Below are 13,160 nucleotides of genomic sequence, written 5' to 3'. Positions count from 1 at the left end.
CGGTGCGCAAGCGAGCCGATTCACTGGCGCTCGCGTTCTCCTGGCTGACCGTGCTGCCCGTGCGCGGCCCCGAGGACGTCGACAGGCACTCCGCCGGCCGGGCGATCGCTTTCACTCCGCTCGTCGGCCTCACCCTCGGTGGTATCTCCGCCGCACTGCTGTGGGTGTCGATCGCGGCCGGACTGTCGCCACTGCTCGGCGGACTGATCGCCGTCGGCGCCTCGGCACTGCTCACTCGGGGTATGCATCTCGACGGCTTGGCCGATACCGCAGACGGACTCGGCTGTTACGGACCTCCCGAGCGCGCGCGAGAAGTCATGAAGTCCGGCAGTGCCGGGCCGTTCGGAGTTGCGACCATCGCACTCGTTCTGGCAGTTCAGGCCGCGAGCCTGGGCCAGCTCGCGCACCAGCAGCTGTGGTGGGCCATCGCGGTCGTCCCGGTCGTCGGCCGGGTGTCGGTGGTGCTCGCCTGCCGCCGGGGCACGGACGCGTCGTCGCCGAACGGTTTCGGTGCGCTCGTGGCAGGTACGCAGTCGAACGTGGCTCCGGTGCTGTGGGTGCTTGTCGCAGTGGCGATCTCGGTGTTCGCACGGGCCGACCACCCGTGGCAGGGACCGCTGGTGGTCATCGCCGTGCTGGCGCTCGGTACGGTGGCCACCCGGCACTGCGTCCGACGCTTCGGCGGGCTCTCCGGCGACGTGCTCGGAGCCGGGATCGAGTCCACCACCGCGCTGGCCGCGGTCGGTCTGCTCCTGGGGAGCTAGCGGAGCGTGGTCATCCAGCCGTGCGTATCGGCGAACGTTCCGCGCTGAATGCCGGTGAGCGTGTCGCGCAGTGCAAGCGTGATCTCGCCGGGCTCGCCGCCTGCGATCTCGAACGTTCCCTCGGTGGACTTGACGCTGCCAACCGGTGTGATGACGGCTGCTGTGCCGCAGGCGAACACCTCGGTGATCTCGCCGGAGTCGGCACCCTTGCGCCACTCCTCGGTGGAGATCCGCCGCTCTTCGACGGGGATGCCTGCGTCGGTCGCCAGGGCCAGCAGCGAGTCGCGGGTGATGCCGGGCAGAAGTGATCCGGACAGCGACGGCGTCACCAGGCGGGCATCGGAGCCCGAGCCGAAGACGAAGAACAGGTTCATGCCGCCCATTTCCTCGACGTAGCGGCGCTCGGTCGCGTCGAGCCAGACCACCTGATCGCATCCCTCGTCGCTGGCCTGCGCCTGCGCGAGGAGCGACGCGGCGTAGTTGCCGGCGAACTTCGCCGCACCGGTGCCGCCCGGTGCCGCCCGGACGTACTCGGTGGACAGCCAGACGCTCACCGGCTTTACGCCCCGGGGGAAGTACGCGCCCGCGGGCGAGGCGATCAGCATGTAGCGGTACGAGTCGGCGGGGCGCACGCCCAGCCCGGCCTCGGTGGAGAACATGTACGGCCGCACGTACAGCGCGTCTTCGCCGCCTGCTGCGGGGACCCAGTCGTGGTCGAATTCGAGAAGCTTCTCGATCGATCCGATGAACAGCTCGTCCGGCAACTCCGGCATTGCCAGACGGCGTGCCGAGAAGCGGAAGCGCTCGGCATTGGAGTGCACCCGGAAGGTCGACAGGTCGCCGTTCGGCTGACGGTAGATCTTGAGTCCTTCGAAAATGGCCTGGCCGTAGTGCAGCACCATCGCGGCGGGGTCGAGCTCGATCGGCCCGTAGGGCGCGATCGTCGCATCGTGCCATCCACCGTCACGGGTGTAGTCGATGTACACCATGTGATCGGTGAAGTGCTTTCCGAAACCGGGTGCAGCGAGCACCGCGTCGCGCTCCACGGGAGTGGTGGGAGAGGGATGCTGCACGTACGCGAACTCGGAAACACCTGTCATGCCGGAGATCCTATCGTCAAGGCCGCTGCGCTCTCGCGCGGTCACCTGGTCTTCGCTGCGACGAACGGCGGCGCGACCACTTCGCAGCGCAGCGCTCGGCCACGAACGTCGACCTCGACCTCCGTGCCCACCTCCGGTGCGGCTTCCGCGTCGAGCAGGGCGAGGGCGATTCCGATCTTGAGCGACGGAGAGAACGTGCCGGACGTCGTCGTTCCGATCTGCTGTCCCGACGCCCCGACGGCCAGGCCCGGGCGCAGCACACCGCGGTCGAGGGCCTTCAGTCCGCGCAGCACTCGCGCCGGTCCGCTCGCCTTCTCGGTGGACAGGGCTTCCTTGCCCCAGAACGCGTCCTTCTTCCACCCGATCGCCCAGCCGCAGCGAGCCTCGAGTGGCGAGATGTCCAGTGCCAGTTCGTGTCCGTGCAACGGGTATCCCATCTCGGTACGCAACGTATCGCGTGCACCGAGCCCGCACACCTGCCCTCCGCGCGATCGCACTGCAGCCATGAGTGCCCGGAAGAGCGGTTCCACATCTCCCGCGGGGGGAACGAGCTCGTAGCCGTGTTCGCCGGTGTATCCGGTCCGGCAGACGCGGACCGCAACCGAATTCCAGGTGGCGTCCTCGAATGCCATGTAGTCCATGTCGGTCGGCAAGCCGAGCTCCTGCAGGACCTCGGTCGATTTCGGTCCCTGCACGGCAAGCACTCCGAACTCGCGGTGCTGGTTCACCACCGACACCCCTTCGGGTGCCTGCTCGGCCATTGCCGCGACGACGGCCGCCGTGTTGGCTGCGTTCGGCACCAGAAAGACGTTCTCGTCCGAGACGTAGTACGCAATCAGGTCGTCTACGACACCGCCGGATTCGGTGCAGCACAGGGTGTACTGCGCCTTGCCCGGTTCGATTCGGTTCAGATCGTTGGTGAGCACGGAGTTCACGAACGCGGCGGCTCCGGGGCCTGTCACCGACGCCTTGCCGAGATGCCCGACATCGAACAGGCCAACGGCCTCTCGCACCGCCGTGTGCTCGACGACGACTCCGGCGTACGACACCGGCATGGTCCAGCCGCCGAAAGGTGCGAATGTCGCGCCCAATTCGGTGTGCACGGCGTGAAGTGGTCCCTCGATCAACTCGGTGTCGGTCATGGCGGTCACGCTAGCTCACATCGCGGCCGTTGCGGGCCCGGCAGACCGACTGCGTCCCTCGACGACTCGTCATTAGGATCGAGGTACGTACACGTCAACCCCTACAGGAGCAGCCACGTGCCTTCACCCTCGACGCCTTCCCGCACTCTCGGACCCGACCTGGTCCTCGCGGGCAAGCTCGGTAAGAAAGTCGACGTTCTCGTCGTCGCGCTGAGTACCAGTGACGACGGCCTCGAACTCGCCATCACCGACGACATTTCCGACGACGCCATAGCTGCGGCGCTGCTCGACGCTCTCGAATCCGTCGGTGCCACCGGAAAGGCCGACGAGCTGGTGCGCATTCCGGCACCGTCGGGGCTGTCCGTGGACAGCGTGCTGGCGGTCGGCCTCGGCAGCGCAGCCGACATCGACAGCGAGCGGATCCGGCAGTCGGCCGGTACCGCAGCTCGCGCACTCAAGGGCGTCGATACTGCCGCGACCACGTTGTCGGCGCTCGATCTCGGCGCGGCCGCAGAGGGCTTCTTTCTCGGCGCGTATCAGTTCACCGAGTTCAAGTCGACGTTGTCGGCACCGAAGTCCGACGCACTTCCACTGACCCGCGTCGAGCTGCTGGTTCCCGACACCCGCTCCAAGGAAGCCAAGAACGAGCTGGCACGATCGCTCGCCATTGCCGAATCCGTCGCTGTGGCACGCGATTTCGTCAACACTCCGCCCAGCCACCTCTATCCGGAGGAGTTCGCGGCGCAGGCCAAGGCTCTCGGTACGGCTGCGGGCCTGAAGGTCGAGATCATGGACGACAAGACGCTGGAGAAGGACGGCTACGGCGGCATTCACGGCGTCGGCAAGGGTTCTTCGCGTCTGCCGCGACTGGTTCGCCTGACGCACTCGGGCGGTAAGCGTGGCGCGAAGAAGGTCGCCCTGGTGGGCAAGGGAATCACGTTCGACACCGGCGGCATCTCCATCAAACCCGCCGCGGGCATGGAGAACATGACCTCCGACATGGGCGGTGCCGCTGCGGTCATCGCGACGGTGATCCTGGCCGCGAAGGTCGATCTGCCACTCGATGTCATTGCGACCGTGCCGATGGCCGAGAACATGCCGTCGGGCACCGCGCAGCGTCCGGGCGATGTACTTACCCAGTACGGCGGCATCACGGTCGAGGTCATCAACACCGACGCCGAAGGCCGGTTGGTGTTGGCCGACGCGATCGTGCGTGCCTGCGAGGACGATCCGGACTACCTCATCGACACCGCGACACTGACCGGTGCTCAGGTGGTCGCGCTCGGCAATCGAACGCCAGGGGTCATGGGCACCGAGGACTTCCGCGACCGGGTCGCCGAGATCTCTCAGGCCATCGGCGAAAACGCATGGGCGATGCCGTTGCCGAAGGAGATCCGACGCGAACTCGATTCCAAAGTGGCCGATCTGGCGAACGTCACCAACGGCCGGGCCGGTGGAATGCTCGCTGCCGCTCTGTTCTTGAAGGAATTCGTCGCCGACGGAGTCGAATGGGCTCACATCGACGTCGCGGGCCCGGCATACAACACCGGTGGACCCTTCGGTTACACCGGCAAGGGCGGTACCGGCGTTCCCGTACGAACGATGTTCGCGGTCCTCGAGGACATCGCCGAGAACGGCTGATCGCGAACGTCCGTGCGTGCGGATCGGCGTCCGCACGCACGGGCTGGGTCACAGATCGCGCTGCTGTTGTTCGCGCTTCCTGATGACCTTCTGGCGGGCGTCGTGATCACGCATGCGCTGGGGGTAGCCGGTCTTGCGCACGTCGTAGACCGGGATCTTCAGGTCGGGTCCGATCTTTCGTGCATATTTTTCATCGAGCGGCCGACGGGTCCATTCGCCGTCGTTCGCGATCAGCACGACGGTCAGCGGGGTGACCGTCGTCTTCGGCTCGACGTAGGCCTCGACACCGATTCGCGCGTCGGTCCAATCGGCCAGGTACTGGGCAACCGACCCCTCCGGAGCCCGTTTCGCGGCCCCGCCGCTGCGCTTGAGTCGATCGAACAATCCCACGAGAACATCCTTTTCTTGCGGCCGATGGATCACCGGTTCTGGTGCCGGAATGTTGTTACCCGCCAGTTTGCCAGGCGTGTTGCACGCCCTAGGGGAACGGCGAGGCGATAACAATGGAAGGATGACATTAGAGGGTTCAGCTCTCTTGATAGTGAACCAAGGCTCGTGAAGTGAGTAAGTGAATTGCCGAGAGGGAGTGTCGACGTGGGCGCTGTGTCGAGCGGAACCTGCTCGATACGTGCCTTGTGCACCGGTGCCTCCGTCGAACCGAATCACCCAACTCTCGTCCATGAACCCTGTTCCGCCAGCACAATGGTCTGCGACCACAAGTCGTCGATCCACATCACCCGCATACAACTGTCGAGGAGTCAACAGACATGGCCTTCTCCGTCCAGATGCCAGCTCTTGGTGAGAGCGTCACCGAGGGAACTGTCACGAGGTGGCTCAAACAAGAAGGCGACACCGTCGAAGTCGACGAGCCATTGCTCGAAGTCTCCACGGACAAGGTCGATACCGAGATCCCGTCGCCTGCAGCCGGTGTTCTGACCAAGATCGTCGCTCAGGAAGACGACACCGTCGAGATCGGTGGCGAGCTCGCCCAGATCGGTGACGCAGACGAGGCGCCCTCGTCCGATGCACCGGCCGAGGACGCCGCGCCCGCCGAGGAGTCGGCACCCGAGGAAGCTGCCGAGGAGCCCACTCCCGCAGCCGAGCCCGAGCCACAGGCCGAGGAGGAGGCACCCGCAGCGAGTGCATCGTCCGACTCGTCCGGATCCGGCACGCCGGTGACGATGCCCGAGTTGGGCGAGTCCGTCACCGAAGGCACCGTGACTCGATGGCTCAAGGCCGTCGGTGACGAGGTTGCTGTCGACGAGCCGCTGCTCGAGGTGTCCACCGACAAGGTCGACACCGAGATCCCGTCTCCGGTCGCCGGAACCCTGCTCGAGATCTCCGCCGAGGAAGACGACACGGTCGCCGTCGGTGGCCAGCTCGCCGTCATCGGATCGGGATCGCCGGCCGAGAAGGCTCCCGAGCCCGAGGCAACCCCGGAACCCGAGGCCCCGAAGGCCGAAGAGCCGAAGAAGGAAGAGCCGAAGAAGGAGGCTCCCAAGCAGGAAGCCCCCAAGGCCGAGCCGAAGCCCGAGCCCGAGCCCGAGGCTCCCAAGGCCGCTCCCGCCAAGGAATCGGCACCGTCGGGTGATTCCAGCCCGTACGTCACTCCCCTGGTGCGCAAGCTGGCGTCGGACAACGACGTCGACCTCTCGACCGTGAAGGGCACCGGTGTCGGTGGCCGCATCCGCAAGCAGGATGTGCTCGCCGCAGCCGAGGCCAAGAAGGCTCCGGCCGCTCCGGCTGCCGCTGCTGCGCCTGCCGCCGCATCCAAGCCCGCTGCCCCGGCCACCGCCGGTGTTCGCCCGGAGCTCGCGCATCTTCGCGGAACCACGCAGAAGATCAACCGGATTCGTCAGATCACCGCGAAGAAGACGCGTGAGTCGCTGCAGACTTCTGCACAGCTGACGCAGACCTTCGAGGTCGACGTGACGAAGATTGCCGGTCTGCGTACCAAGGCGAAGGCGAAGTTCGCCGAGAACGAGGGCGTCAACCTGACGTACCTGCCGTTCTTCGCGAAGGCCGTCGTGGAGGCTCTCAAGGCGCACCCCAACGTCAACGCGAGCATCAACGAGGACGCCAAGGAGATCACCTACCACGCCGATGTCCACCTCGGTATCGCCGTGGACACCGAGCAGGGTCTGCTCTCCCCCGTCATCCACAATGCAGGCGACCTGTCGCTCGCCGGACTGGCTCGGGCGATCAACGACATCGCCACCCGTGCACGCTCGGGTGGACTCAAGCCCGACGAGCTGTCCGGTGGCACGTTCACGATCACCAACATCGGCAGCCAGGGCGCGCTGTTCGACACCCCGATCCTGGTTCCGCCGCAGGCGGCCATGCTGGGCACGGGTGCGATCGTCAAGCGTCCGGTCGTCGTCAAGGACGACTCGGGCAACGAGTCGATCGGTGTTCGCTCGATGTGCTACCTGCCGCTCACCTACGACCACCGCCTGGTGGACGGGGCCGATGCGGGACGCTTCCTCACGACGATCAAGCAGCGTCTCGAAGTGGCGTCGTTCGAGGCCGATCTCGGTCTGTAGGCAACCGGCGAATCGTATCTCTCACGTATTCTGGTGAGAGCGCGAAACATTCGCATCGGAGTCTCGACAAGAGGGGCACGAACCGTGCATCCGGGGCATCATTCGTTCGCGAATGATGCCCCGTTTGCGTCAAGGAGGCTTTCGTTCACATGCGCGTAGTCATTGCAGGTTCATCAGGATTGATCGGCACAGCGCTCGTCGCGGCATTGCGAGGCCGGAGCCACGACGTCACCCGGCTCGTTCGGCGCACGCCTGCCGGACCGGACGAGTCCCAGTGGGATCCGTCGCGCGGGAGCATCGACGCGGCCACGCTCGACGGTGCCGACGCCATCGTCAACCTCTGCGGCGTCGGTATCGGCGACAAGAGATGGTCCGGTGCCTACAAGCAGTTGGTACGAGACAGTCGCATCGCCCCGACCGAGGTACTCGCTGCAGCTGCGGCCGACGCCGGGGTCCCCACCTTGATCAATGCCAGTGGCGTCAACTTCTACGGCGACACCGGCGACCGGGTGGTGGACGAGACTGCCCCCGTCGGTGAGGGATTCCTGGCCGAAGTATGTCGCGACTGGGAGAACGCCACGTCTGCGGCGTCTGAAGCGGGTGTTCGCACGATCATGCTGCGCAGCGGTGTGGTGCTGTCGCAGCGCGGCGGCATGCTGGGCAAGCTTCGGCCGCTGTACCTGTTCGCTCTCGGCGGGCGATTGGGCAGTGGCCGTCAATACTTCCCGTGGATTTCGTTGGAGGACGAGATCGGGGCCATCGTGCACGGCATCGAGAACGACGCACTGCGGGGACCGGTCAACATGGTGGGCCCCACTCCGGTGACCAACGCCCAGTTCAACAGTGCGATGTCGCGAGCGGTGCATCGACCGGCCCCATGGGTGGTGCCCGGCTTCGCGTTGAAGGCCGTGATCGGTGAGTTCGCCGAGGAGGCCATTCTGACCGGGCCACGGGCAATTCCGAAGGCACTCGAGGACGCGGGCTACACCTTCGAGCACAACACCATCGGGGAAGCACTGCGGGTGGCCGTCGGCTCGTGACGCGGCGTACCGTTCCGATTCATGAGTGAAGCGAACTCTTCGCCGGCCGCTGTGTCGGCACGCGCGAGCTCCGAGCCGGTCGTGGTGCGAGAGTTGGGCACCGTGGAGTACACCGAGGCCTGGGCACTGCAGCGCGAGCTGGCCGGTGCTCGGGCGGACGGTGCCGGCTCCGACACGCTGCTGCTGCTCGAGCATCCGTCCGTCTACACGGCCGGGAGGCGTACCTCCGAGGAAGACATGCCGCGCGACGGTACCCCCGTCGTGGAGGTCGATCGTGGCGGCAAGATCACCTGGCACGGACCCGGCCAACTGGTGGGGTATCCCATCGTCAAGCTCGCGCAGCCCATCGACGTCGTACGGTACGTACGCCGCATCGAAGAGGCACTGATCTCCGTCGTGTCCGCCTACGGCATCACCTGCGGGCGCGTCGACGGTAGATCCGGGGTGTGGCTTGCAGCGCAGATGCGCGGCGGCGCGTGCCTGCCCGAACGAAAGATCGCGGCGATCGGAGTCCGTGTTCAGCGTGGAGTGACGCTGCACGGTTTCTCGCTGAACTGCAATGCGGCCATGACCGGTTTCGATGCGATCGTGCCGTGTGGCATCGCCGATGCCGGTGTGACGTCGCTGTCGCTGGAGCTGGACCGAGACGTCACCATCGGGGACGTCACCGCCGCGGTCACCGAGGCGGTTCTGGCCGCGCTGGACGGGTCGATGCCCGTGCAGGACCACGAGATCGAGCATCCGCCGGTCGCGGACGCGTCGATCAACCCGCAGTTCACGACGGTCCGCTTCGGCGCGTAGCATCGATGCTGTGACTGTGGCCCCAGAAGGACGCAAGCTGCTCCGCCTCGAGATCCGAAACGCGGAGACCCCCATCGAACGCAAACCCAACTGGATCAAGACCAAAGCCAAGATGGGCCCGGAATACACCGAGCTCAAGGGTCTTGTGAAGCGCGAGGGTCTGCACACGGTGTGCGAGGAAGCCGGCTGCCCCAATATCTACGAATGCTGGGAAGATCGCGAAGCGACCTTCCTCATCGGCGGTGAGCAATGCACCCGCCGTTGCGATTTCTGCCAGATCGACACCGGGAAGCCGGAGGATCTCGATCGAGACGAGCCGCGCCGGGTGGCCGAGAGCGTGCAGGCCATGGGTCTGCGCTACTCCACGATCACCGGCGTCGCTCGTGACGATCTCGAGGACGGCGGCGCGTGGCTGTATGCCGAAACGGTTCGGTACATCAAGAAGCTCAATCCGAACACCGGCGTCGAACTGCTCATCCCCGATTTCAATGCCAAGCCAGATCAGCTGGCCGAGGTCTTCTCCTCACGCCCGGAGGTGCTCGCTCACAACGTCGAGACGGTGCCGCGCATTTTCAAGCGCATCCGTCCCGCCTTCCGGTACCAGCGGTCGATGGACGTCATCACCGCGGCCCGCGACGACGGTCTGGTCACCAAGTCCAATCTGATCCTCGGCATGGGCGAGACTCCGGAAGAGGTGCAGGAAGCCATTCGCGATCTGCACGAAGCCGGTTGCGACATCCTGACCATCACCCAGTACCTTCGCCCGTCGCCGCGCCACCATCCGGTCGAGCGTTGGGTCAAGCCGGAGGAGTTCGTCGAGCACTCCGATTACGCGACCGAAATCGGGTTCGCCGGTGTGTTGGCCGGGCCGTTGGTCCGCTCCTCCTACCGCGCCGGACGCCTCTACGCGCAGGCCATGGCGCATCACGGCCGTGAATTGCCCGAGAGCATGAGTCACCTGACCGATGGCGGCGAAGCCTCCCAAGAGGCCAGTTCGCTGATGGCGCGTCTGGCGGCTCGCTAGATCTTTTGCCAACCCGGCGCGGTGCACGTGAGCGTCGGCACAGGACGTATCCTGTGACGTATGGCGAAAGGCAGTAAGGCTGGCAAAGCAGCAAAGCCCAGCAAGGAAGCAAAAGCGGCTGCCAAGGCGGCGCGCAAGCAGGCATCGAAGGAACGGCGTAAGCAGCTCTGGCAGGCGTTTCAGATGCAGCGCAAGGACGACAAGGTTCTCCTTCCGCTGATGATCGGGTCGGTGGTCGGGCTCGGGCTCCTCGGGTTCCTCATCGGCTTGGCCTTCGACTTCCAGTGGTTCCTGCTCCCCATCGGACTGCTCCTGGGCGTCCTGGTTGCGTTCATCATCTTCGGTCGCCGCGTGCAGAAATCGGTGTACAAGAAGGCAGACGGGCAGGCAGGCGCGGCCGCGTGGGCCCTGGACAACCTGCAGGGGTCGTGGCGAGTGACCAATGCGATCGCCGGAACCACCCATCTCGACGCCGTGCATCGAGTCATCGGCAAGCCCGGTGTCATTCTCGTGGCCGAGGGTGCACCGCATCGCGTGAAGTCACTGTTGGCTCAGGAGAAGAAGAAAACCGCCCGTTTGGTGGGCGACACTCCGATCTACGACATCATCGTCGGAAACGAAGAGAACCAGATTCCGCTCTCGGGTCTGCAGAAGTACCTGTCGAAGTTGCCGAAGAACATCGACGGCAAGCGCATGGACACTATCGAGTCGCGGCTGTCCGCTCTGGGCACCAAGGGTGGCCCGGCGATGCCGAAGGGACCCATTCCCGGCGGAGCCAAGATGAAGGGTGTTCAGCGGACCATGAAGCGCCGCTAGCCACTCACGACCACTCGGACAGCCCTGGTGCGCAGACCCCTCAGCGGGTCCGCAGCAGGGCTGTTCCCGTTGCACGGTCGTGCATTCCTCGACCGTCCATGTCGGTGACTACGGCCGGGACGACGAACAGCAGAATCAATTGGCGAACCAGCGCGCGCACGAAGCCGACCCGCGCGTGTGCGTCGATGCGTGCCACCTGAATACCGACGATGAACTGCCCCGGAGTGAACGAGAACAGCGAGACGCTCACCAGTCCGACGCCGAACCACACGGCCAGCACGATCGTCGAGATCAGTCCGCTCGTGGTGTATCCACCGAGAATGAGCGACGCCACGCCGGTGGCCATCGTCCAATCGAGCAGCAACGCGAGGACTCTGCGGCCGGTACCGGCCAGCGCGCCGACGCCCTGCTGTGGAAGACCCAGCTCCTCCCCGCGGAAGTTCTGGGGTTCACGTGGGTTCGCGGAGGCCGGTCCGGACAACCAGGACCCTGTCATTCGTGCCATGATTTCCAGGATAGGCGCGGTCGGGCACACGGGAAAACACCTGGACGTACTGTTGTCCCTGCCAGCCGTGAGCCAGGACGCGTAACACGGGCGAAACACGAGCTTGACGGGCGGGCAACACCAAGTCCATAACGTCAGGTTGACGGACTCAACAAAGGAGCAAAAGCGTGGCGTTTTCCACGGCCCAAGAGGTCATCAAGTTCATCGCAGATGAAGGAATCGAATACGTCGACATCCGGTTCACGGATCTGCCGGGTGCACAGCAGCACTTCTCGATCGCCGCCAAGGCGTTCACGGCAGACACGCTCGAGGACGGCCTCGCGTTCGACGGTTCGTCCGTCCGCGGCTTCCAGTCGATCCACGAGTCCGACATGATCCTGCTTCCGGACTACGCCACCGCTCAGGTCGATCCCTTCCGCAATGCCAAGACGCTGAACATCGACTTCTTCGTTCACGATCCGTTCACGCGTGAGGCCTACAGCCGCGACCCGCGCAACGTTGCACGTAAGGCCGAGGAGTACCTGGCCAGCACCGGCATCGCCGACACCGCGTACTTCGGTGCCGAGGCCGAGTTCTACATCTTCGATTCCGTGCGCTTCGATTCGCAGGCGAACGGTGCGTTCTACGAGGTCGATTCGTCCTCGGGTTGGTGGAACACCGGAGCCGAGACCGAGGCCGACGGCAGCCCGAACCTCGGTTACAAGGTGCGTTTCAAGGGTGGCTACTTCCCCGTCGCTCCGTACGACCACTACGTCGACCTGCGCGACCAGATCTCGACCAACCTGCAGAACGCCGGCTTCGAGCTCGAGCGTGCGCACCACGAGGTCGGCACCGGCGGCCAGCAGGAGATCAACTACAAGTTCAACACGCTGCTTCGTGCGGCAGACGACCTGCAGCTGTTCAAGTACATCGTCAAGAACACCGCATGGCAGAACGGCAAGTCGGCGACGTTCATGCCGAAGCCGCTCTTCGGCGACAACGGTTCGGGCATGCACGTGCACCAGTCGCTGTGGAAGGACGGCAAGCCTCTCTTCCACGACGAGGCCGGATACGCCGGACTGTCGGATCTCGCTCGCCACTACATCGGCGGCATCCTGCACCACGCGCCGTCGCTGTTGGCATTCACCAACCCGACGATCAACTCGTACCACCGTCTGGTGCCGGGCTACGAGGCCCCCATCAACTTGGTCTACAGCCAGCGCAACCGCTCCGCTGCGGTTCGTATCCCGATCACCGGCAACAACCCGAAGGCCAAGCGCCTCGAGTTCCGTGCGCCGGACTCCTCGGGTAACCCGTACCTGAACTTCGCCGCTCAGATGATGGCCGGTCTGGACGGAATCAAGAACAAGATCGAGCCGATGGCACCGGTCGACAAGGACCTCTACGAGTTGCCGCCCGAGGAAGCCAAGAACATTCCTCAGGCACCGACCTCGCTGAACGCGGTCATCGACCGGCTCGAGGCCGATCACGACTACCTCACCGAGGGTGGCGTGTTCACCACCGACCTGATCGAGACCTGGATCTCGCTCAAGCGCGAGCAGGAAATCGCTCCGGTGAACCTGCGTCCGCACCCGTACGAGTTCTCGCTGTACTACGACGTGTGATCGACCCGATTTCACGCTGAAAACGCCCGGCCGAATCTTTTCGGCCGGGCGTTTTCGCGTTCTCGATTGTCTCCGATCGGCAAAGTTTTCGGCAATCGACAAAGAATTGGGACCGGTCGGCGTTTGATAGTCGGTACGCGGGGTAAAGGTATTTATCCGCTACCGGCGAACAGAGGGACG

At 65.1% G+C, this 13,160-nt stretch carries 12 protein-coding genes; 8 read left to right on the top strand and 4 right to left on the bottom strand.

Annotated features, from left to right (window positions below):
- Positions 1-2: 2 nt before the first annotated feature.
- Positions 3-764, top strand: coding sequence for an adenosylcobinamide-GDP ribazoletransferase (locus AYK61_RS01810; protein ID WP_121869582.1), 762 nt, complete (start codon positions 3-5; stop codon positions 762-764).
- Here AYK61_RS01810 and AYK61_RS01805 read toward each other — a convergent pair.
- Both AYK61_RS01805 and gcvT read right to left on the bottom strand, forming a co-directional pair.
- On the bottom strand, positions 761-1,864 hold the full coding sequence (locus AYK61_RS01805) for a branched-chain amino acid aminotransferase (protein WP_121869581.1): 1,104 nt from the start codon (positions 1,862-1,864) through the stop codon (positions 761-763). The genes AYK61_RS01810 and AYK61_RS01805 overlap by 4 nt on opposite strands.
- Positions 1,865-1,905: 41 nt before the next feature.
- Entirely contained in the window at positions 1,906-3,006 is a 1,101-nt protein-coding gene (gene gcvT, locus AYK61_RS01800; RefSeq protein WP_121872343.1) for a glycine cleavage system aminomethyltransferase GcvT, read from the bottom strand.
- 117 nt (positions 3,007-3,123) lie between these two features.
- Here gcvT and AYK61_RS01795 point away from each other — a divergent pair, with 117 nt between their 5' ends.
- Positions 3,124-4,647 (top strand): leucyl aminopeptidase, encoded by a 1,524-nt coding sequence (locus AYK61_RS01795; RefSeq protein ID WP_121869580.1) that lies wholly within the window; start codon positions 3,124-3,126, stop codon positions 4,645-4,647.
- A 48-nt stretch (positions 4,648-4,695) separates the two neighbouring features.
- On the opposite strand, the gene AYK61_RS01790 is transcribed toward AYK61_RS01795, so the two are convergent.
- Positions 4,696-5,037 (bottom strand): oxidoreductase, encoded by a 342-nt coding sequence (locus tag AYK61_RS01790; RefSeq protein WP_094612934.1) that lies wholly within the window; start codon positions 5,035-5,037, stop codon positions 4,696-4,698.
- Positions 5,038-5,414: 377 nt separating this feature from the next.
- Between AYK61_RS01790 and sucB the strand changes: the two genes are divergently transcribed.
- The 5 genes from sucB to AYK61_RS01765 all read left to right on the top strand — a co-directional run bounded on the left by sucB (position 5,415) and on the right by AYK61_RS01765 (position 10,871).
- Positions 5,415-7,190 (top strand): 2-oxoglutarate dehydrogenase, E2 component, dihydrolipoamide succinyltransferase, encoded by a 1,776-nt coding sequence (gene sucB, locus AYK61_RS01785; RefSeq protein WP_121869579.1) that lies wholly within the window; start codon positions 5,415-5,417, stop codon positions 7,188-7,190.
- A gap of 149 nt (positions 7,191-7,339) precedes the next feature.
- On the top strand, positions 7,340-8,230 hold the full coding sequence (locus AYK61_RS01780) for a TIGR01777 family oxidoreductase (RefSeq protein ID WP_121869578.1): 891 nt from the start codon (positions 7,340-7,342) through the stop codon (positions 8,228-8,230).
- A gap of 21 nt (positions 8,231-8,251) precedes the next feature.
- Positions 8,252-9,031, top strand: coding sequence for a lipoyl(octanoyl) transferase LipB (gene lipB / locus AYK61_RS01775; protein WP_121869577.1), 780 nt, complete (start codon positions 8,252-8,254; stop codon positions 9,029-9,031).
- 10 nt (positions 9,032-9,041) lie between these two features.
- Positions 9,042-10,055 (top strand): lipoyl synthase, encoded by a 1,014-nt coding sequence (lipA, locus tag AYK61_RS01770; protein ID WP_176459221.1) that lies wholly within the window; start codon positions 9,042-9,044, stop codon positions 10,053-10,055.
- Between the two features lie 60 nt (positions 10,056-10,115).
- Positions 10,116-10,871 (top strand): DUF4191 domain-containing protein, encoded by a 756-nt coding sequence (locus AYK61_RS01765; RefSeq protein ID WP_121869576.1) that lies wholly within the window; start codon positions 10,116-10,118, stop codon positions 10,869-10,871.
- A 40-nt stretch (positions 10,872-10,911) separates the two neighbouring features.
- Here AYK61_RS01765 and AYK61_RS01760 read toward each other — a convergent pair whose 3' ends face one another.
- Positions 10,912-11,376 (bottom strand): RDD family protein, encoded by a 465-nt coding sequence (locus AYK61_RS01760; RefSeq protein ID WP_121869575.1) that lies wholly within the window; start codon positions 11,374-11,376, stop codon positions 10,912-10,914.
- Between the two features lie 167 nt (positions 11,377-11,543).
- Here AYK61_RS01760 and glnA point away from each other — a divergent pair, with 167 nt between their 5' ends.
- A complete protein-coding gene (gene glnA / locus AYK61_RS01755; protein ID WP_032368128.1) occupies positions 11,544-12,980 on the top strand; it encodes a type I glutamate--ammonia ligase in 1,437 nt (478 codons plus the stop codon).
- Positions 12,981-13,160 lie beyond the last annotated feature (180 nt).

Source organism: Rhodococcus sp. SBT000017 (assembly GCF_003688915.1).
Classification (GTDB): domain Bacteria; phylum Actinomycetota; class Actinomycetes; order Mycobacteriales; family Mycobacteriaceae; genus Rhodococcoides.
Note: the sequence above shows the minus strand (reverse complement) of the source record. Positions and strands in the feature narration are given on the sequence as shown.

Excerpts from the sequence above, each read along its gene's own strand:
- AYK61_RS01805 (WP_121869581.1), bottom strand. The coding sequence starts at position 1,864 with ATGACAGGTGTTTCCGAGTTCGCGTACGTGCAGCATCCCTCTCCCACC.
- gcvT (WP_121872343.1), bottom strand. The coding sequence starts at position 3,006 with ATGACCGACACCGAGTTGATCGAGGGACCACTTCACGCCGTGCACACC.
- sucB (WP_121869579.1), top strand. The coding sequence starts at position 5,415 with ATGGCCTTCTCCGTCCAGATGCCAGCTCTTGGTGAGAGCGTCACCGAG.
- AYK61_RS01780 (WP_121869578.1), top strand. The coding sequence starts at position 7,340 with ATGCGCGTAGTCATTGCAGGTTCATCAGGATTGATCGGCACAGCGCTC.
- lipB (WP_121869577.1), top strand. The coding sequence starts at position 8,252 with ATGAGTGAAGCGAACTCTTCGCCGGCCGCTGTGTCGGCACGCGCGAGC.
- AYK61_RS01765 (WP_121869576.1), top strand. The coding sequence starts at position 10,116 with ATGGCGAAAGGCAGTAAGGCTGGCAAAGCAGCAAAGCCCAGCAAGGAA.
- AYK61_RS01760 (WP_121869575.1), bottom strand. The coding sequence starts at position 11,376 with ATGGCACGAATGACAGGGTCCTGGTTGTCCGGACCGGCCTCCGCGAAC.